Origin of the sequence: Caldimonas brevitalea, assembly GCF_001017435.1 — a bacterium.
Classification (GTDB): domain Bacteria; phylum Pseudomonadota; class Gammaproteobacteria; order Burkholderiales; family Burkholderiaceae_C; genus Caldimonas; species Caldimonas brevitalea.
Genome location: NZ_CP011371.1, coordinates 2,498,521 through 2,519,560, shown reverse-complemented (window position 1 = coordinate 2,519,560; position 21,040 = coordinate 2,498,521). Strand labels below are relative to the sequence as shown.

Annotated in this window: 9 protein-coding genes; 3 read left to right on the top strand and 6 right to left on the bottom strand. The window is 69.6% G+C overall.

Going from position 1 to position 21,040, the window contains the following annotated elements; translation table 11 throughout:
• Nucleotides 1-39: 39 nt before the first annotated feature.
• Complete coding sequence (locus tag AAW51_RS11210; protein WP_169788009.1) at nucleotides 40-4,971, bottom strand: diguanylate cyclase; 4,932 nt, start codon at nucleotides 4,969-4,971, stop codon at nucleotides 40-42.
• 392 nt (nucleotides 4,972-5,363) lie between these two features.
• Nucleotides 5,364-6,284: a LysR family transcriptional regulator gene (locus tag AAW51_RS11205; RefSeq protein ID WP_047197665.1), complete on the bottom strand. Its 921-nt coding sequence runs from the start codon at nucleotides 6,282-6,284 to the stop codon at nucleotides 5,364-5,366.
• Nucleotides 6,285-6,382: 98 nt separating this feature from the next.
• Here AAW51_RS11205 and AAW51_RS11200 point away from each other — a divergent pair, with 98 nt between their 5' ends.
• The 3 genes from AAW51_RS11200 to AAW51_RS11190 all read left to right on the top strand — a co-directional run bounded on the left by AAW51_RS11200 (nucleotide 6,383) and on the right by AAW51_RS11190 (nucleotide 10,051).
• Nucleotides 6,383-7,771 carry a lactonase family protein gene (locus AAW51_RS11200; RefSeq protein ID WP_238947830.1) on the top strand — a complete coding sequence of 463 codons (1,389 nt, stop codon included), beginning with the start codon at nucleotides 6,383-6,385 and terminating at the stop codon, nucleotides 7,769-7,771.
• 95 nt (nucleotides 7,772-7,866) lie between these two features.
• Nucleotides 7,867-8,268, top strand: a complete 402-nt coding sequence (locus AAW51_RS11195) for a hypothetical protein (protein WP_047194692.1) — start codon at nucleotides 7,867-7,869, stop codon at nucleotides 8,266-8,268.
• Nucleotides 8,269-8,644: 376 nt separating this feature from the next.
• Nucleotides 8,645-10,051 (top strand): homospermidine synthase, encoded by a 1,407-nt coding sequence (locus AAW51_RS11190; RefSeq protein WP_047194691.1) that lies wholly within the window; start codon nucleotides 8,645-8,647, stop codon nucleotides 10,049-10,051.
• Here the strand turns inward: AAW51_RS11190 and AAW51_RS11185 are convergent.
• The 4 genes from AAW51_RS11185 to AAW51_RS31155 form a co-directional block, all read right to left on the bottom strand.
• Complete coding sequence (locus AAW51_RS11185; RefSeq protein WP_047194690.1) at nucleotides 10,032-12,350, bottom strand: serine/threonine protein kinase; 2,319 nt, start codon at nucleotides 12,348-12,350, stop codon at nucleotides 10,032-10,034. The two genes, AAW51_RS11190 and AAW51_RS11185, sit on opposite strands and share 20 nt — an antisense overlap.
• 52 nt (nucleotides 12,351-12,402) lie before the next feature.
• On the bottom strand, nucleotides 12,403-14,796 hold the full coding sequence (locus tag AAW51_RS11180; protein WP_047194689.1) for a serine/threonine protein kinase: 2,394 nt from the start codon (nucleotides 14,794-14,796) through the stop codon (nucleotides 12,403-12,405).
• Nucleotides 14,797-14,925: 129 nt separating this feature from the next.
• Nucleotides 14,926-18,300: a UvrD-helicase domain-containing protein gene (locus AAW51_RS11175; RefSeq protein ID WP_053013484.1), complete on the bottom strand. Its 3,375-nt coding sequence runs from the start codon at nucleotides 18,298-18,300 to the stop codon at nucleotides 14,926-14,928.
• On the bottom strand, nucleotides 18,297-20,975 hold the full coding sequence (locus tag AAW51_RS31155) for a PD-(D/E)XK nuclease family protein (protein ID WP_047194688.1): 2,679 nt from the start codon (nucleotides 20,973-20,975) through the stop codon (nucleotides 18,297-18,299). Before AAW51_RS31155 ends, AAW51_RS11175 begins: the two co-directional genes overlap by 4 nt.
• Nucleotides 20,976-21,040: the final 65 nt, after the last annotated feature.

The following is a 21,040-nucleotide window of genomic DNA, read 5'->3' as shown; positions in this document are numbered from 1 at the left end:
CTGTGCTCTGCCCCAGACAGGCGGGCGTCACCGGCGCCCCTAGCCCGCTGCCTTGACGACGCAGTTGCGACCGCTGCGCTTGGCCTCATAGAGGGCGGCGTCAGCCGTCTCGATCAACGCACCGGGCTTGATGTCAGCTGCAGGCACTGTGGCAGCGACGCCGACGCTGATGGTCACCCTCCCCAGCGGGGACTTCAGGTGCGGCTCCGTCAATGCCTCGACGGCCGCGCGCACCCGCTCGGCCACCATGTGGGTGTTGACCAGGTCGGTGTCCGGCAGCAAGAGCACGAACTCTTCGCCGCCATAGCGCGCCACCAGGTCACTGCCGCGGCGGCGGCCCGTCCCCAGGGCCTTGGCCACGAGTTGCAAACAGGCGTCGCCACCTTGATGGCCGTAGTGGTCGTTGTAGGGCTTGAAGAAGTCGATGTCGATCAAGGCCAGGCCCAGCGGCGTGCGGTTGCGCAGCCCACGTAGCCATTCGGCATCGAGCGCGTCGCTGAAACGGCGGCGGTTGGCGAGGCCGGTGAGGGCATCGGTCAGGCTGAGCTGTTCCAGACGCCGGTTGGCCTCTTCGAGTGCGGCCGTACGCTCGGCCACCTTGCGCTCCAGCGAGGTATAGAGCAGCGCGTTGTCCAGCGACACGGACAGCTGCCCGGCGATCAGGGTGACCGAATCCAGCCGCTCCGCGGTAAATGCCGCGCGGCGCAGGCGGTTCTCCAGCATCAGCATGGCGCTCAGCTTGCCATGGTTGAGGATGGGCGCCAGCAGCAAAGAGCATGGGTCGAGCTTGGCAATATACGGGTCGGCAGCAAATCGATCGTCACGGGTGGCATCGTCGACCAGCAAGACTTCACCGGTGCGCTCGGCATAGCGGAACACCGACAACGGCAAATCGCCTCGCGCACCGGCCTGCTCCACCGTGACGGCGTCGGCGCCACTCGCCAGCGACACCGCCATGAACCAGCCCGCGGCGGCGTCCGGGCGCACCAGCAGTTGTACCCCGGTGGCGCCCGTGATCGCGCCCAGCACCTTGCCGACCCGGTCGGTCAGGCGCGCCAGGCTGGTCTCCGAGCTGAGCGCTTGGGACGCACGCAGCACGGCCATCATGTCGACGACATCGGTCGACACGATGGTGCTGCGCAAGCTGCCCTCACCACGGAGCAGGCTGGTGCCGCCGCGCAAGAAGGCATGGACGCGGCGCATCTCACGCGCTTTGCCCGTGGCACCCCACGCTTCGTACACATCGCACGCCCGAGCCAGCAGGGGGCGCCCTGTCGCCTCCATGCCGAGTGCGAGGTGGAACAGCCCTGCCCGCTCCGTGATCACGGCGCGGTGCCAGGGGCGCGAGTGCTTCGCCACCTCTTGCATCGCAGCATCGAAGAGCTCGCCCGCGGCCCAGGTCCTGCCGGCGGCCCAGGCGCGTTCAGCCTCGACCCAGCGCTGCAAGTGGCGATAGTTCTGCGGCGCGTCGATGGCGCGCTGGGTCAGCCATTCAAGGCAGGTGCGGTCCAGCTCTTCCAGCACCAGGGCACGTTCGTCAAGTGGCCGGCGGCGCGCTTCTTCCGCGAGGGCCACGGCTTGAAGGACACGAGCGAGTGCGCTGAGGTAGTAGCCCGGTGTGCGCGACACGAGTTGTATGGCTTGCCCCGCATGGTGGACCAGCGCTGCGGCATCACCATAGATCGCTGCGGACGTTGCCCGCACGATGTGATACGTGGCCGATGTGGTGCCGGGAGCGCCCAGCTTTTCCACATAGGCGACCTCGTCGAACTCATCGTCACTGAAACAGCCGGGCGTCTGCGTTTCACCACGCATCGCGCAAATCAGCTGGCGGCGCGGGAGGTAGCGCTGCCTGTAGTCCTCATTGCCGCTGCGCGCCGCGAAGGCCAGCCCGGCATCCACCTCGGCGCTGGCCGCATCCAGCGTGGCGCCGCAATCAAACAGCAAATCACCGGCGAGAAACGTGTATGACGCAAACGGAAAATCGCCCGCGCGCATCAGCTCAGCGCGCGCCCGGCGGTAGGCATCGACCACGTTTTCGATCGGCTCCACCCAATGGCCCGCGGCAATGCTGTAGATGCAACGCGCGACCGATGTCCCCGGCTCGAAGCCGCGAGCATCACCGACCGAGACCAGGTGACGCCCGGCTTCGTAGGCGCCGCGATAGTCCTGCGGCCCGCCCACTAGCAAGAAGGGTGTGGCGCCAACGCCGGGCATCAGCTCGGCGCAAGGGCCGTGTTCGATCCACAGGCGGTGTGCTTCCAGGATCACCCAGGCGAACACCACCACATCGCAGAAGTAGGCGGCATTGGCGGTCTTGAGGATGAGCTTCGCGGTGGCCAGCACGCGAGGGTCATCGACCGAGGCGCGCTCAAAGTCCTGCTGCTTGTCTGGGCTGCCATGCCAGGCGATCAGGCGTTGAATTCCGGCGGCGATGGCCGCGTCGGGCTCGTCGGGCTTGGGCAACCCCAGTTCGGCCAGCAACTCGAGGCCCATCGACATCGACTCCGGGTAGCGGCGGCGGTTGAGCAGGCTGCTCATTTGCACACCCGCCGGGTCGACCAGATCGAACGGATTCGAGCCGCGGGCCACGATGGACGTGTAGACCGTGTCGCCTTCGTCCAGGCGGCCCAGGCTGTAGAGCGCCCTGTGCTGCTCGACTTCGAGCACGGCCAGCAAGCTGGCGTCCGCAGGCGTTTCAACGGCCTTGAGCAGGCGGATTGCAGCACTCAAAAACCGTTCGGCGACCTCACTGTTGAGGGCGCCCAGCCGGGCCGCAGCGTGGTGGAAGTGGCCGACCACCCGGCGGCGTTCTGCTTCGTCACAGCATGCTTCCAGGGCATCCACCGCCGCGAGGTACTGCTCGGCAGCGGCCGCGCCGAGTTCTGGCCGCTCCACCATACGTCGCGCCAAGTCCAGGTGCAATCGGCTGCGGTAGGCTGGCTGCATGCCCTTGAACACGGCCTCCTGTACCCGATCGTGCCTGAACCGCAGCACCGTTCTGTCGCCTTGTTCAGTGACAAGCAAGCCATCTTCGAGGGACGCCGTCAGGCGCTGCCGCAGGTCGTCGTCGCTCAAGCCGCCGGCCAGCGCCAGCGTATCGGGTTGTACTTCGCCCCCGAGGCAGGCCATGACATCCAGCAGCGCTTTGGCGGCAGGCGGCAGTTTGGCGATACGGCGACTCAAGAGGTCCACCACACTCGCGTCGCCCACATAGCGCCGTATGGCGGCTGCGTCCCACTCCCACAAGCCGTTGCGCGCGACCAGCAACTCGTCCTGGCGCAGCGCGTTGATCAATTCCACCGTGTCGTACGGATTGCCTTCGGTGCGCTCATGGAGGGTCTCGGCGAGCTTGTCCGCCTCGGGTTCGGGCAAACGCAGCATTTGGCCGATCAGCGTGCTGGCATCGGCCGGCGGCAGGTTGTTCAGCTCCACCCGAGGCGGGGCCAGGCCCAGATCCTTCCACCGCGCCATCAGGACGCTCAAGGGGTGCGCCGCGTCCACTTCGTTGGGGCGGTAGGCGACCACCACGAGCAGGCCCGGGATGCGGTCGCTACCGGTGACGACGGCGTCAATGAAGCTCAGCGAGATGCTGGGCGCCCATTGCATGTCGTCGTACACCATGACCAACGGCCGTTCAGGGCAGGCGATGCTGCGCAGCAGGTCCAGCGTGGCCTGGATCATGCGGACTTCCGCCTCGCGCGGGTCATCGACGGTGACGCGCGGGTGCCTGCCCAGGAGCAATACGAACTCTGGTAGCAACGACGGCCCGAAACCGATGTTGCTGCCCAGCCCTTCGAGGACGCGCTCTCGGTGGCTGGCGAGCTGATCTTCGGACTCGGCCAACAACAGTCGGCCCAGCGCGCGCAGCGCTTCCAGCGAGGTCGCCGGCGCGTCCTGGCGATACTGGTCGAACTTGCCCGACACGAACCAGCCGTGGCGGGCGGTGACCATGGGGCGCAGTTCGTTGATCAGCACGGTCTTGCCGACACCCGGCGCACCGGACACGAGCAGGCAGCAGCCGCTGCCATCGATCGAGTGATCGACGCTGTCACGCAAAGCCTCGATTTCGGTGTCCCGGCCGACCAGGCGCGAAGGGGGTGTCAGCCGCACGGGAAAGTCTTGCTGGCCCAACACGAAGGGTGTCGTGTCGCCCTTCTGCAAGGCCTCTTGCACACGCGCCAGGTCGTAGGCCAGACCTTGCGCACTTTGGTAGCGATGGTCTGGCTCCTTTTCGAGCAGCCGCATGATCACGTCGGACAAGTTCTGCGGAACGTCCGGTTGCACGCTGGCCGGCGCCACGGGCACCTGGACCAGATGGTCATGCACCAGCTCCAGCAGGTCATCGCTCACAAAAGGCTTGCGGCCCGTGGTCAGTTCATAGAGCGTGACGCCCAAGGCGTACAGGTCAGCGCGCGAGTCGACCGACCGACCGGTGCGTCCTGTCTGCTCGGGCGACATGTAGGCCAGCGTGCCGGCAATGTGGCTCTGGTGCGTGAAGCCGGGCCGCTCTTCGGCTGCGTTGCTGGAGATGCTGAAGTCGATCAGCGTAGGTTGCTGCAGTGGCCCGCTGACCAGAATGTTGGATGGGTTGATGTCCTTGTGTATGACCCCGGCCCGGTGGACGTTGGCCAGCACCCCGGCGAGCGCACATCCGAAGCGCACCACCTCGGACAGGCCGAGAGGTGTGCGTTGCATGACCGTGGACAGCGGTACGCCGCCTTCATCACGCATGGCGAGCGTGTTCGGCTCGACTTGTGTATCCGCAGGTAGACGTGCGAGCTTGACCACGCCGTCCACCTTGGCGAGGCGCTCCAGGATCGCGGTCTCATGGCGCAGACGACCAGACGCATCCGCGCCCAGCAGCTGTTTGAGGACAAGGTGGGCGCTGGAGCCACACTCGCCGCTGGTGCTCGGCGCAGGTCGACGGGTGACAAGGGTACGGTCGCTGCGGTAGAGAACTTCTTCCACCCCTGTCACTCCCGTTGTTGCGACGGTTCCGATATCGCGCGGCACAGGGTCGTCGTGCACGTCTCGTCGCACCCACGGTGCGGGGCAAGCAGCAGGAAAGGCGAAGGGCGTTGGAGTTGTTTTCGGTACTTCATGAAACACCGGACGTCACCGTCGGCCAGCGGCAAGCGTCGCTTCAAGTCTTTGCAGGCGCCTAGGGATCCGGGGCCATCTGGCAAATTACAGCGGTTGAAGTTCATTGAAAGCGGTGATTTCCCGAGTCTTTACAGCTCGGGCAACGGGCTTTGGGCGCCGGTGCCAAAAACGCCCAGGGACCGGTTGCATACCGGTGCAACGGACTGCAAGCCGGCCACGATCCTCGGGTCCTTGCGCGTGGCCTTGTCAAGCCCACCCTAGCGTGTCCCTCCAACCGGCTCGAACGGCACCCCTCCCTCGCGCGCCTGCTCGTCCAGCAGGTCGGCAAAACGCCGTGCCGCCAGCGACGGGCCCGGCCCTCGCCACGCAAGCGCCAGTGGCAAACGTGGCGCCTGCGGGCGCACGTCCCGAAAGCGCACGCCTGCTCGCCCCCCATCGGCCACCGAGCGGGTGACAAAACCGAGCCCCAGGCCCGCCGCCACCAGCGCCATCAAGGACGTCATCGGGCTCACCTCCTGCACCACGGTCGGCCGCACGCCGACGCTGTCGAACAGCGCCATCAGCCGGTCGTGGATGTGCGGCCCGATGCTGCGCGGGGCGACCAGCAAGGGCTCGCCCGCCAAGCGCGTCAGCGGCACCGTCTTGAGCCGAGCCAAGGCGTGGCCCGCTGGCAGCGCCAGCACCAAGGGGTCGTCCGGCAAGGGCTGTGTGACGAGCCCGGCGGCCTGCACTGGCGGGTGCAACACGCCGATGTCGATCTCGGCGGCCAACAAGGCGGCTTCGACGGCGGGTGATGGCATCTCGCCCAACTCCACCCGCACGCCGGGATGGCGCTCTCGATAGACCCGCACTGCCTGTGGCAGCGACCCGTGCAGCGCAATCACCGTGAAGCCGATGCGCAGCCGCCCGCTCTCGCCGCGGGCTGCGCGCAACGCCTCGGCCCGTGCCTGCTGTGCATGGGCCACCGCGGCACTCGCATGTTCATAGAACACGGCACCTGCCGCCGTCACGCTGACACGCCGCCGATCGCGTTCCAGCAGGCGCACGCCCACGTCCTCCTCGAGTGCACGGATGCGCATGCTCAGCGCCGGTTGCGTGATGTGCAGCCGCTCGGCGGCACGGCGGAAGTGAAGTTCCTGCACCACGGCAACGAAGCAGGCGAGCGTACGGAGGTCCATGTCGATGATGCTAATCACAGAGATCAAAAGTATGACTAGACCCGCGGCAGGACGCCCGCAGAAGATGGCGCCACTGCCCGCCACTCGATGTCTTTGCCATGCGTCTGCTGCACCGTCTTCGTCCCCTGCTCCATCGCGCCCCGCGTCTGCTGCGCCAGTGCACGCCGGCCCTGTGCGCCGGTCTGGCCGCCTGCGCCGGCGTCCCGCCCGAGCCGCTGCCCGAGGTCCTGCGCGACCTCGATGCCGGCACCATCGCCACCGTGTCGGACGGCGACATGCGCGCCGAAGGTTATGCCACCGGCGAGCTGGCACCGCTCGACCAGGGCCTGCGCGACACCCTGACGGTGCTCAAACTGCAGGGCGGCCACCTGCGCACGCTGCGCTACGAGGTCTCGAATTCGGTCACCGCGCCACCCGAGGTGCTGGCGTTGAGCCGCGACGGCCGCTGGGCCTTGGTGATCGAACGGCTGCAACAGCGCGCGCCGGGCCAGACGCGCGTGCGTGAGCTGGCGCCCGGCCGACAACTGATCGCACTCGACCTGGGGGATCCGCAGGCCGTGCGTCAGGCCGACCGCCTGACACTGGCCGACTTCGCCGAAGCCCTCGCGCTCAGCCCCGACGGAGCGTGGCTCGCGGTGCTGTCGAATCCGCGGGACGGCCCTGTATTGCAGTTGGTGCCGTTTCAGGCCGGCCGCTTCGGCCCGGTGCGCCGCTACCCCCTCGCCGGGCTCGGCGCCTTGGGCGACCCGGCCACCGCGCGCGGTCCCCTCTCGGCCACCAACGTGCAGTGGCACCCTTCCGGCCAAGCGCTCGCGGTCCACGTGCCGGCTCAGGACCGCGTGGTGATGTTGCGCTTCGAGGCCGGCCTTGCGCCGCAAGAGGCGACGCTGCGCCCGTGGGGCGCGCCGGTGCAGGTCGGACGTGATCCTTTCGTCGGCCGGTTCACGCCCGACGGCCGCCACTACCTCACGTCCGACTGGGGACGCGATCTCAGCGCGCAGACGTTGGAACAACGTCTGCCGCAACGGCCTTCCTCGCTGAGCGTGGTGCGCCTCGCGGACGACACGGGCCCGGCCGCCCTGCACCGACGGCTGGGCAGTGTCGAGACCGACGACAACGCTGAAGGCCTGGCCGTCAGCCGCGATGGGCGCCTGGTCGCCACCGTCAACATGCGCGGCACCGGCTTTCCGCCTGACTCGCCACGCCACCACCGGGACGCAAGCGTGAGCCTGCTGCGCTTTGATCCCGCCAGCGGCTCGCTGACCAAACTCGGCGACCATCACTTCGAGGGCGTGCTGCCCGAGGGCGGCAGCTTCGACCTCAGCGGACGGCATTTCGTCGCCACGGTGTTCCAGGGCCATCGTGGCAGCGCGCAGGGCGCCGGCCTGGAAGTGTTCCGCGTCACCGGCGGTGAGGTGCCTACGCTGCAGCGGCTCGGCCGGCTGCCCCTGCCGCACGGGGTGCACCACGTTCAAATCGCCCGATAGCCGAGAACGGCAGGCTTCGCGCTGCCGCGTGTTCGACATCCCCCCACGAGCCCATGGTTAGACTGGTGGGCATGCATTCCCTTCACAGTTGAACCATGTGGCGTGTCGAGTTCTGCTCCGATGAGTTCCTGCCCTGTCTGCCGGAGGAATGCCAGACCAACCCCGGCGTCTATGGTTTTGAACTCGCGTTCTGGTTGGCAAGGGCGCTCGCCGCGCAAGGCTTCGTCACCAGCTATCCGATGGAAGAGGACTGGGGTTGGTTCATCGAGTACACGCACGGCGAGCTCGAGGTGACGGTGGGGTGCTGCAGCGCCGCCGAGGAAGGCGCGGGATACACCGGCAAGCCGGTCGAGTGGAGCATCTTCGCGCGGCCCCACCGCTCGCTGCTGCGCCGCCTGCGTAACACCACCTCCTCGGACGCCGTGGTCCGGCTGACCGACGCCATCTTCGCAGCGCTCTCGTCCAAGGGCATCAAGCTGCAGAACGTCGACGCGTGATCGGTGCGGCCGGCGATGCTGCGCCCGGCGAAGTTCGACCGATACCCCTGCCGGGAACCGCCTTGAAGCGGCCGCTTTTTTCTCCCCTGTCTCCTCGCACTTCTTCCAGCTACCTCGCGTGGGGGAAGTTTGGTGGAATCTCCCACGATTCAGGCCTCATATTCCAGCAGCGCAACCATTCTGCAGTGCGACGCGACGCGCAAGGGTCGGAGAGTGCGTCTTCAAATCGGGCCGTTTTACTGCGACTGATTCAAGGCGCTTGGTCCACACGCATTACCGCGCCCGTCAGCATGCAGTAAGCACGCGGTAACCGGCCGGTTGCCGCGAAATGTTGCGATGACCTGCCGGCAGTCGGCAGATGGACATGGAGGCCCGAATGCCGAAGGAAGCAGTATTCAACGGCAATATTCTGTTGGTGGGTTTCGGCTCTATCGGTCAAGCGGTTCTTCCCCTGCTGTTGCGGCATTTTGCGCTGGACCCGGCGCGGGTCCAGGTGGTGACCGCCGACGGGACAGGCGCCAACAACGCGCGCCGGCACGGCGTCGCCGTCACCAACACCTGTCTCGATCCCGGCAATTACCGCAGTGAACTGGCGGCACGGCTGCGGCCGGGCGACTTCGTGGTCAACCTGGCCGCCGGTGTCTCGAGCTACGCGTTGATCGAGCGTTGCCAGCAGCTCGGCGCGTTGTATCTCGACACCGGCCTTGCCCCCTGGGCAGGTGCAGCCGAGGAGACGTCCCTGCCCCCTGGCGAACGCACTCGCTATGCGCTGCGCGAGCAGGTCCTGTCGTTGCGACGCGATTTCAAGGGCGGCCCGACCGCCATCGTCGGCCACGGGGCGGCCCCGGGCCTGGTCTCGCATCTCGTCAAGCAGGCCCTGGTCGACCTGGCGGCGGCCTTGCTGCCGCGCGAGCCCAGGCCTTGTGACCGCCCCGGCTGGGCGCGCTTGGCGAGCCGCCTCAAGGTCAAGGTGATCCAGATTGCCGAGCGGGACACCCAGCAGGCGCTGCCACGCAAAAAAACGGGCGAGTTCGTCAACACCTGGTCGGTCGACGGTTTTGTCGGCGACGCCTGCCAGCCGGCCGAGCTGGGATGGGGCACGCACGAGCACGAGTTTCCGCACGACGCACGCGCCCATCCTTATGGATGCAAGGCGTCGATTTACCTCGACCGTCCGGGCGCGGCGATCCAGGTGCGCAGCTGGGGCCCCGGCTCAGGCCCCTATCACGGATATCTGTTCGGCCACGGCGAATCGATTTCGATCGCCGATTACCTCACGGTGCCACACCAGGAAGGCGGGGCCTACCGACCCACGGTCCATTACGCCTACCACCCCTGCGACGACGCGCTGCTGTCGCTGCACGAGTTGGCCGAGCGCAATTGGGAATGCCAGCCGCAACACCGCGTGGTGCAAGACGAGATCGAATCGGGCAGCGAGGAGCTGGGGGTGTTGCTGATGGGGCATGCGCGCGGCGCCTATTGGTATGGCGCGCGCCTGGCGATCGAAGAAGCGCGAGGGATGGCGCCGCACAGCAACGCCACCGCGCTGCAAGCGGCCGCATCGGTGGTCGCGGCGATGCGCTGGGCGCTACGCGAACCCCACCGTGGCATCGTCGAACCCGAAGACCTGCCTTACGACGAGATCCTCGCCTTCTGCCGCCCCTACCTCGGGCAGGTCGGCGGGCGTTACACGCCCTGGTCGCCGCTGCAGGGGCGTCACCGCCTCTACAGCGAAGACGTCGACAGCAGCGACGTCTGGCAGTTCAAGAATTTCCGGGTTTGAGCGCAGCGCGGAGCGGCGCGGTCGCGGCAACACTGTCGGGCAGCGCGAGCTGCAGTTCGTCGCGCAGCCCGCGCAGCAGCGCGAGTTCGCGGTCGGCCAGCCGGAAGCCGTCGACCTGCACCTTGTCGGCATACAGCAGGCCGACCGGCCGGTCGCCCTGTACCAGCGGCAGCAGCATCAGGCTGGAGGCGCGGATGTGGCGGTGGAACCAGGCCGGCAGGCGCGAGGCGATGCGCGGCGACGCGGCGTCGCGGATCAGCGTGTCCGCCCCGTTGCGGCACAGCGTGCTGAACAGATCGCCCTCGTCGTCGAGGCGGAAGCGAAAGTGCTGCCGCAGCACCCCCTGGCGCACGCCGAAGGCCAGGCGCAGCGCGAAGGTCTCGGTGCCCGGCTCGCGCAAGGCCACCACGACATGCTGGCACTGGAAGGTATCGAACACCGCCTCGCCGGCGATCTTCAGCAGCAGCTCGGTTTCGCGGGTGTGGGCCACAGCCACACGCACGCGAGCCCGGGCGCGTGACAACGGATGGGCCTGCTCCGCCGGGATGGCGGGCGCCGGCTGGGCGGCACCCGCCACGCCGGCCGCCGCCTTGGGCGGTGCCGGCGGTTGGAAGGCGTCGATGACCGCCCAGATCTCGGACCCGGTCACGCCCAGCGCCTTGGTGTAGCGGTCGATCACCGCGGTCTGGCGCAGCGCGTGTTCACGCCGGTCCACACGCGTTTGCACGTCGGCCAGTTCGTTGCCCAGGCCCGCCAGCAGTCGGAACCAGTCGTCACGCTTCTCGGGCCGACGGGGGGTGTGGTCGGCGGCAGGCCGGCGCATGCCGCGCACCAACGCTTCGGGCAGCCCCCAGCTGCGGGCGACACTGACGCCCAGGTCCTCGAAACTCAGGCCCAGCACCGACAACACCGCGGACGCCTCGCTGCCTCCCTGGCTGTGCGACAGCTGCCGGATCTGGGCCGCTTCGTCGGGCAGATAGAACCGCACCAAGGTGCGACCCAGGTTCTGCAGCAAGGCGGTGATGAAGGACTCTTCTTCCTCGGCTTGGGTGGGGCACAAGCGGGCCGCGTAGCGACCGGCCAGCCGGCCGCGCTCGTACTCTTCGCGCAGCGCTTCGGCACGCGCGCGGTCGCGCATGTCCTCGAGCGTCGGCAAAGTGCCGGCGAGGTCGCGGATGGCCATGAACCCCATCAGCGCGACCGCCCTGGAGACCGTGGTGATGCTGCCGCCGCCCACCGAACTGAAATAGGCGGCGTTGGTCATGCGCAGCAGTTTCTGCGTCAACGACACGTCGTCGAGCACCGCGCGGCTGATCTCGTCGAGGTTGACCTTCTCCGCCCCGGCCAGCCGGCGCACCCGGCGCACCACCTCGGCCTGCACCGGCAGGTCGGGCTGCTGCATCATCTGCTGCATCAGCCGGTTCAGCGTCTGCCCGCCCCGGCTGTCGGCCTCGCCCTCGAGCAGCGCCGGCGTCAGCCACTCCTGCAGGGCCTCGCGCAGCTGTGCGGCGCCGGCGTAACGCTGTGCCGGCTCGCGTGCAAGGCAGTGCGCCAGGATGCTGCGCAGCTGCGCCTCCCCGTGTTCGCCCCTGGCCACATCCGCCGGCAACGTCAGGTCTTCCTCGAGCAGGCGCGCACGCGCCCGCTGGGGGTTGGGGTCCTGCACCGCGGGCCGGCCGGCGAGCAGCTCATACAGCACCAGGCCGGCGCAGAAGATGTCCGCCGCCGTGTCGGGCGCCCCGCCCTGCACCACTTCCGGCGACAGGTACAGGCCGCTCGCGGTGGGCAGCTGCTGCAGATCGACCGGCACCGGCAGGACCGAGAAATCGCTGACCCGCGGACGCCCGGCCGCGTCGAGGATCACGCAGGAGGGTTCCAGCCGCCCGTGCACGACGCCGGCGGCATGGGCAAATGCCAGCCCATCGAGCATGCCGATCACGGTCAGCACGGCCTGGCGCGGCGCCATGGCCTCCTGCTCGGCGAGCCACTGTGCCAGGCTCACGCCCTGCACCGCCTCGATCACCAGCACGGGCTGGCCCTGCTCGATGCTGGCGTCGAGCACCGTCACCAGATTTGGATGGCGCAGCGCCATCAACGGGCCGCAGGCGGCACGCCAAACCTGGTTGGACAAGCCCGGCAAGGGCAGCCGTTGCCAGACCAACAGTTGCAGCTCACGCTGGCTGTCGGTGTCTTGTGCCTGCCACCAGGTGCTGGCCCAGCCACGCGCCAGCGGCCGCAGCAAACGGTAAGGGCCGAGGGTGGGCAGGTGCGCGGCAGAGGTCGGATCTAGCGTTTCCACGGTGCATCAAAAAGGGTCAGAGGGCGGGCGGCACGCAGCGAGGCGTTGCATCTCAGGCCTGCTTGAAGGCCATCACGGCCTGGTTGCGCAGCGTGCGCAGCAGCGACAGCTCGCGCTCCGTCACCGCGATGGCGCCGGCCTGGGCCTTGTCGGCATAGATCAAGCCCAGGGGCGCGTTGCGCAGCACCAGCGGCAGCAACAAGAACGTCGGCGCCGCGACACCCTGGCGAAACCAGGCGGGCAGACGCGGCTGGATGTTGGCCGCGCTGGCGTCGGCGATCAGCGTGTCGGCGCCTTTCAGGCACACCGCGGCGAACAGGTCGCTGGCACCGCTCAACTGCAGCTTGAAGGTCGCCGCCACCCGCTCGGCGTCGGCGCCCAGCCCGAACCGGCCGGTCAACTGGCCGCTGCGGGCGTCGCGCAGGCAGAAGATGACACGCTGGAAACCGTGCGCCCGGTACATGGTCTCGAGGATCATGTGCAGCACCTCGTTGAGCTTGAAGTTCTCGACCAGGGTGTTGCTGATGTCCTGGATACCCGCGGCCAGGGTTTCGGCCGGGTCCTGCGGCAGCTCGGCGTTCGTCTGTCCCTGCACCAGCGTGGTCAGCTCGTGGGGGCTCAGCGTGTCGGCATCTTCCGGCGCCGTTCCGTGGCGGGTCGTCAGCAACCGGGCGGCTCGGCTGCCGGCCTTGGGCTCCAGTTGCAACGCGGGCGCCATCTCGGCCATGCGCTGGCGCGATGCGGCCACCGCGTCCTGCATCTGCTGCGACGACAGCCCGAGCGCCGAGGCGTAACGCTGCGCCAGCGCCGCCACCTTGGCCGCATGGCCGGCGGTGGGGGTGACCAGCAGCGCGTCCGCGACTTCATTGCCGGCGCACGCCAGCAGACGCAGCCGGTCGCCCGGCTGGTCGCCGCGCTTCACCGGGGCGCCGGCGGGCAGCTTGCGCATGCAGCGTTGCAGGGTTTCCGGCAGGCCCCAGGTGCGCGCGACGGCAATGCCAAGGTCCTGAAAGCCGATGCCCAGCACCGACAGCGCGGCGCGGTCCTCACCCGGTGCATCGTGGTCGCCAGGGGCGCTCACCAGTCGGCGGATCTGTTCGGCCTCTTCCGGGAAGTAGAACTGGGTCAGCATGCGCCCGAGGTTCTGGAACAGCGCCGCGATGAAGGCTTCCTCGGCATCACGGCTGCCGGCGGCGAGTTCCGCCGCGACCGTGGCGGCCATCATCGAGCGCAAAAAGTCTTCCTTCAGCACCGCCGCCTGCGACTTGTCCTGCATGTGTTCGAGCAGGATCAGCGACAAGGCCAGGTTGCGGATGCCGCCGAAGCCCACCAGCGCCGCGGCGCGCGACACGGTGCTGATGCTGCCGCCCCCGGCGCCGCGGAAATGGGCGCTGTTGACCAGGCGCAGCAGCTTGTTGGTCAGCGCGACGTCCTTCAAGACCTCGTCGGCCAGGCTGTGCAGGCTTTCGTGCTCCGAGTCGGCGATGCGCTGGATGCGGCCGACCGAGTCCGACAGGGCCGGAAAGTCGGTCTTGTGCCGCATGCGGCGCAGCAGAAAGTCGAGCGTGCCGCTGCGCGCCGCATCGGCCGCTTCGTCGTCGCCCGCCTCGGCGGCACCGGGCTGCAGCCACTGGCGCAATGCGGCGAGCAGGTCGGCGGCACTGGCGAAACGGACGGCGGTGTCGCGCGCGGTGGCGCGGTGCACGATGGCGCGCAACGCGTCGTCGACCGGGTGCGGGGTCTGCGCCGGCAGCGTCAGGTCCTCATGGGCGTTGCGGTAGATGGCGCGGTAAGGGTCGCGCTCGTGCACCGCGGGCTGCCCCACCAGCATCTCGAACAGCACCAGGCCGGCGGCATAGACGTCGACCTGCGGCGTCGGCAGGCGCCCGTGCGTCGCCTCGGGCGCGAGGTAGCCGGGCGTGCCGACCAGGGTGGTGTCGGCGCCGCCGTGGCGCTGGCTGGCGGCGATGCCGAAGTCCATCACGCGCGTGCGGCCGGCGCTGTCGATCAGGATGTTGGAGGGCTTGAGGTCGCGGTGGATCACGCCGGCGGCATGCGCGTGCACCAGGCCCTCGAGCACGCCCAGCATCAGTTTCACCGCGTCGGACGCCGGCATCGCGCCCTGGTCGCGCACCCGCTGCGCCAGCGTCACGCCTTCGACCAGCTCGAACACCAAATAGGGGTGCTGTTCGTGCACGTCGGCTTCGAACAGCGGCACGATGTGGGGATGGGTGAGCCGGCTGACCGCCCGCGCCTCGCGCAGCCACTGGGCCAGCGCCTGCGGGTCGGAAGCCTGCGCCCGGTGCAGCTTGAGCGCCACCTCGCGGTCCAGCCGCGGGTCGAAGGCCCGCCAGACCGAGCTTTGCGCGCCCTGCCCCAGCATGCGACGCAATTCATAACGTCCTAGCGTGCGGCTCGGCGGCTGGGGTGGGAGGGAGGCGGACATGGGTGACGTTGTAAACGTTCTGTTGCAATTCGGGCGAATGTCCAGATTGGACACTGCCCCGCCCTGTCGCGGTGGGCCGATGTGGCGGCAAAAGTTCCTGCTATTCGCGCCGGCGTGAGGCGGCGACGCTCAGGGTGCCAACTCGATCACGTCGCCCTGGCCGGTCACGAAGGCGGCGCGCACCCGGGTCGTGTCACCATCGCCGATCGCCTGCGCGACGGCACGGCGGTATCGCTCCAGCTGTTCGCGGTAGGCCGGCAGCTGCTCGGGCGCGTGCTCGAGCTTGTAATCGAGCACCCACCATTGGTCGCCGTCGGGGCTGCCCAGCTGCACCAGGCGGTCGATCCGCAGCAGCTGCCCCTCGTGGGCGAGCGGCACTTCGTTGCCGGCCCAGCGCAAGGTGTCGCCCGGCACGACAAAACGCTGAAACGCCGGGCTGGCCAGGATCCCCCGCACCGCGTCGAGCGCTTGCGCCTGCTGGGCGGCGTCGAGCCCGAAAGTGCGCGCCGCGCTGGCGACGGCCTGGGGCGGCGGCCCTGGCGTCCGGGCAGGGTCCGTCAGCCATTCGAGGGCACGGTGCACGGCCTCCCCGATACGCGCAGTGCGGTCGTTGCGCGCCGCACGGCCGCGCTCGCCCTGTGCGCCCTCGGCAGGCGCGCCCGGACGCTGCAACGGCGGCAGGTCGCGCAGCGTCACGGGCAGCGCGGGGTCGCGGGCGGAGAGGCTCCCGTCCGCCTCCGCCGTGTCGTCGGCCGTCTGGTGTTCCAGCTGCGGCGCGTCCTCGCACAGGCGTTGCCACCAGCTGCGCTCCACACCCCGCAGATGGGGTTGCGTGGCGCTGAACACGAGACGCTGGCGCGCTCGGGTCATCGCCACGTACAGGCCGTTCAACTCCTCGCGCGCCCTCGCCTGGCGCTCGCGTTCCATCACGCCCTGCAGGCTGGGCGCGATCTGGCGCTCGCTGGCGACGAAGGCGAAACAGGTCGGCCAGGGGGCTTCGGCGGGCCAGTCGACCAGCACCGTCGCGGTTTCGCTGCGCTCGGCGGGGGTGTCGGCATCGACCACGAACACGGCGTCGGCCTCCAGCCCCTTGGCCCCGTGGATGGTCAGCAACTGCACCGCCTGCAGGTCGGTGCGGGCGCCGACCGCCAGCGGCCGGCGGCGCAACGCGCGCACCAGCTTGTACGGTGTGGCATAGCGGCCGCTGTCGAGTTCGAGCGACAACGCCATCAAGGCGTCGAGGTGGGCCAGCGCGGCGCCGCGCAGCTCCGGCGGCAGCGCCGCGGCATAGCGGGGACGCAACTCGCCCTGGTGAAGAATGCGGTCGAGCAGATCGTGCGGCGGCAGCGCGCGGGCGTCCTCGGCCCAGGCCGCCAACAGCGCTCGGGCCCGGCGCAAGGCCGGGCTGAGGCTCTCGCTCGGTGTGGCGTGCAACGCGTCCCACCAGCTGCCGGCGCCGTCGCGCACCGCCAGTGCGAGGCCGATCAGGTCGTCGTCGCTGGCGCCGAAGATCGGCGAGCGCAGCGCGTGGGCCAGCGACAAGTCGTGCTGTGGTGAGGCCAGCACGTCGAGCAAGGCCACCACGTCGCGCACCTCGAGCGCGTCCATCAGCACCGTGTCTTCGGGCGTCGCGAACGGCACATGGCGCTCGCGCAAGGCCTCGGCCACCAGGCGCAGCTGGGCGCGGCGGCGGCTGAGCACGAAGATGTGGCCCGGCTTCAAGCCCTCGTCGCGGATCAAGCGCCGGATCTGCGCCGCCACCCGGCGCGCCTCTTCCTGCTTCAACAACACCTCGGGCTCGCGCCGCGGTGTCGTCAGGCTGTCGCGCCAGGCCGCCGTCCCGGTCTCCTTGGGCTGCTTCGGGGGGCGTTCGACACGCTCCAGCGCCATCACCTGCCCGGGCTGCGCGCCAGGGTCGACCTCGGTGGTGTGCGCGCGGAAGTCGGCGTAGCGGGCCTCGGCCATCGCGGTGGTGAAAACGCCGTTGAGCGCCTGCAGCACCTGGGGCGCATTGCGCCGGGTGTGGTCGCACGCCAGCACGGCGCCCCCCAGGCCCTCGACCACGAGGTGCTTGGCGGCCTCGAACACACGCGGCTCGGCGCGCCGGAAGCGGTAGATGCTCTGCTTGGGATCGCCGACGATGAACACCCCCGGCGGCCGCTGGCCGCTGCCGCCGCCACCGGCACCAGCGTATGACGACAGCCAGCTCGACAGCGCCTGCCATTGCAGCGGGTTGGTGTCCTGGAATTCGTCGATCAGCACCTGGCGGACCCGCGTGTCGAGCCGCTCCAGCACCCAGCCGGCCAGCTCGGCGTCGCGCAGCAGCCGCAGCGCGCAACGTTCCAGGTCGGCCATGTCGGCCAGGCCGCGGGCCCGTTTGAGGCGCGCGTATTCGGCGAGCAGCACGCGCACCAGCCGCACCAGCCGCGCATGTTCCAGGTGGGCCTCTTGCTGGGCCACGGCGCGCCGGATGTCACGCAGGAACGCCACCGCGTCGTCCAGTTCGGGCGCGTCCAGGTGCTTGCGCAGCTCGCCGTCCTTGGTGAACAGGGCGGCCTCGATCGCGCACAAGGCGGCGAGGTCGTTGCCCAGCTCGAGCGCTTGCTGCAGCGCAGCGCCGCACTTTTGCGGCGTGGCCTTGGGCTGCAAGCCCAAGGCAGCGGCCACGCGCTGCAGCAACGGGCCGACGACCGGCGACCGCAGGGTTAGGGCGGGATGCTCGCGGCCGGCGAAACGCTCGTCCATCTCGCCGGCGCTCGGCACGCAGGCGTGCAAGCTGCCGGCGGTGTCTGCCAGCTCGAACTCGAGGCGCTTGTCGAGCACCCCCAGCAGCCAGGTCTGCGCCTGATGGCGCCCGCGTGTGCGCACCAGGGTCTCGAAATCGGCGCGCAGGTCGGCGTCGCCCGCCACTGCCCCGAGGAACTGCCGCCAGGCGGCCGGCTTCAGCTCGTCGACGTTCTCGACCAGCTCGGCCTGAGGCGCCAGGCCCAGCTCGTCGAGCAGCTGCAGCGGAGCCGCCCGCATCAGCTGCGAGAACCAGGCGTGGAAGGTGCGGATCTCGACCGGCTGCTGGCCCGCCAACAGGCGTTCGTACAGGCTGCCGAGCGCGGGGGCCTGGGCCCGCGCCTGGGCCGGCGCGACACCGCGGTCGATCAAGGCACGCACGCGCTCGGCGTCGCCGCACTCGGCAAACTGCGCGAGCCACGACATCAGCCGGTGGCGCATCTCGGCGGCCGCCTTCTTGGTGAAGGTGATGGCGAGGATTTGCTGCGGTTGCAAACCGTCGAGCAGTCCGCGCAAGATGCGCGACACCAGCATCCAGGTCTTGCCGGCACCCGCGCAGGCCTCGACCACCACGCTCTGCGACGGGTCGCACGCCAAGGCATAGAAGCGCTCACGCGTGACCAGTTCGCCGTTGACGCGGTAGGCGGGCCCGAGTGGCGGGTCGGAGGGGCGGCTGGCCTGGGGCGGGTGGGCCGCAGGGGTTTCAACCGGACCGGTCATGCCTGCGCTCCCGTGCCGGACGGCGCTGGGTCCGGCGTTTCCGCCCAGTGGGCCTTGCGACACAGGCCGCGCGCGTCACAGTGTTCGCACAGCGCGCCTTCGCCCAGTGCCGGCAAGGCGGCGCCGGCGGACAGCCGGTCGACATCGTCGGCCAGACCTTGCAGCAGCGTCTGCGCAGTCGCTTCGACGTCGGCATGCTCGATCGACTCGATCTCGCGCCCTTCCATCGCCAGGTACAAGGCGCGCAACGGATGCTGGTGGCCCGGCGCGCCCTGGGCTTGACGCAGCAAGCCGGCATAGAAGGCCAGTTGCGTGTCTTCGAGCGGCTCGCGCTGACGGCGCTTGAGCGCCTCGACGTTGCCGGTCTTGTAGTCGAGGATCAGGGTCGCCGGGCCCTGCTCGCCGCGGACCTGGTCGACCCGGTCCAGCGTGCCGTAGAGCCGGGTCTGCGGCCGCTGCGGCAAGGCCGATTGCAATGGGACTTCACTGCGCAGCACGTGGCCGCCGTTGCGCTCGTGGTTCATCAGCCAATCGATGTATTGCTGCGCCACCCGGCCGAAGCGCAAGGCATAAGGGAGGAAGGCCGCCTCGTCCAGCCCCAGCACCAGCTGCTGTTCGGCCCCGATGCGCAGCAAACGCTGCAGTTCCTGGTCGGCGTCGAGCGGCGCCTCTTCGTGCTGCTGATGGAAGTGCTGCAGCACGGTGTGCAGCCAGGTGCCGTAGTCGCGCCGCTCGACCTCGTCGTCGAGCTCGGGCGTTTCGCGCAGGCCGAGCATGTGCAACGCGAAGAAGCGGTAGGGGCAGTCGCGCAGCGCCTCATAGCTGGTGGCACTGAAGCGTTCGGGCACCAGCGCCGGCGCGCGCGGCGCGCTGGGCCGGGTCGGTGCCGGCTTCACCAGCAGCATCGGGCGCGGGTCTTCCGGGCGCGCCTCGAGCAGGGCCGCGCGGCGGCGTTCGAGCAGCAGCCGCTCGACCAGCACGCTGGCCCCGAGCGGCTCGCCGTCGTGCGAGAGGCGCCACAGCAGGCTGACGCTGGGCTGGCGCACCAGGTGCGCAAAGGCGATGGTCTGCCCCTGCTGGGCGGCCGCGCGCGTCGGCAAGGCGAGCGCCGCCCGCTCGCGCTCGCTGAGCCACAGCGATGCAGGCACCGGGCCGAGGCGTTGTTCGTCACAGCCGGGCATCACGGCCGCGGCGAACGGCCGCAACATCGCACGCGCCAGTGGCGTGATGACGACCTCGGCGTCTTCGGCTGCGGGCGGCATGAAGGCGCCCGCCTCGAGCAGGCTGTCGACCCAGGCGGTGTAGTCGGCGAGGTCCATCGACGTGACGGCCGCTTGCCGTTCGAAAGCCGATTCGGCCGCGAGGCCGTCTCCTGCCACGTCGAGCCGCAAGGCTTCGAGCACCTCGCGTCCGGCGTCGTCCTCGGCCAGCGTCGTCCAGGCGCCGCAGGCCTGCAGGGCCGCTTGCAGCCGGGCGTTCCAGTCCGCCAGGCGGACGCGCCGCGGTTCCGCGCCGAGCTGGGCACGCAAGGCCACGACGCGTTGCCAAAGGGCCAGGGCTGGCGCTGGCAGACGCGCCTCGACGACCTCGCTCAACAGCGCCCATCGATGGCGGCGCACCGCTTGTTCGAGCCCGGCCTCGGCACCGGCCGGCAGCTCACCGTCCCACGCCGTGAAGGTCGACTTGAGCCAGTCCAGCAGGTCGTCGGTGCTGGCGCGATAACGTGCCAGCGCGAGCAGCCCGGCGACACACGCACCGGCCCGCGTGGTGGACAGCCGCCAGCCCGTCTCGTCGCGCAAGGCGACTCCGCGGCGTTCCAGCAGGGCCCGCAGCCGGCGCACCAGCACCCGGTCTTGCGCAATCACCGCCACCGGCGCCTGGCCGGCCGACAGATGCGTCAACACCTGGGCGGCCGCCACCTGCGCCTCCTGCTCGAAGTCGGCGCACTGCAGGATCTGCACATCGGGGGCGGCCGCGGCGAAAGGTGCTTGTGCGTCGGGGTCGGTTTCGATGCTCAGCTGCGGCGCGTCGGCCTGCGCCAGCAGGGACAGCGCCAACGGCTCGGGTTCGCCGGCCTTGACCAGCACCCAGCCGCCAGCCCGCACGTCGAACAGCGCGTCCGCCGGGCCGACGTCCTGCAGCGCGGCCCATTCGAGCGCGACACGCGCCAGCGCGGCCTCGGTCGCCGCCGGCCCCAACGGCGGCGGCAGCGCCTCGCGCGCTTGATCCCAGTAGGCCGGACGGCGCGCCGGCATCAGCGCATGCGCCGCGTGCAGCATCTGGTGCGCCATCTCGACCACGCCGCGCACCCAGTGCTCGAACAGGGCCGGATCGGCGCGGCGCACCGGCTGAGCCCAGCTCAGCTCGCCCAGCAAGCGCGCCGCCGCGAGCCGGTCAGCGGCCACATCGCCGCTGGGCCCCTCGGGCGCCTGAGGACGCGCCGGCAGTGCGTCGCGCAGCGTCTGGGTGGTTTCGAAGCGGGGCATCCAGCCGGCGCCAGCCAGGCGTGCCCAGGCGTTGCGCGCGAGCGGCAGGTGCTGCGCAAACGGCAGCAACACCAGCAATTCCCGCTGCGGCACGGCATGCGCTTGCGCGAAGGCGCGAACCCGCTGGACGATGGCAGGCCAGGGATCGGTGCAGGACGCACCCAGGGACCAGTTTTCTCGCACCGACATGCCGACTGCTCTCGAGTACCTGTGAGAAAAAGGATATCCCTGCGATAGAAAGACTTCAGACCACC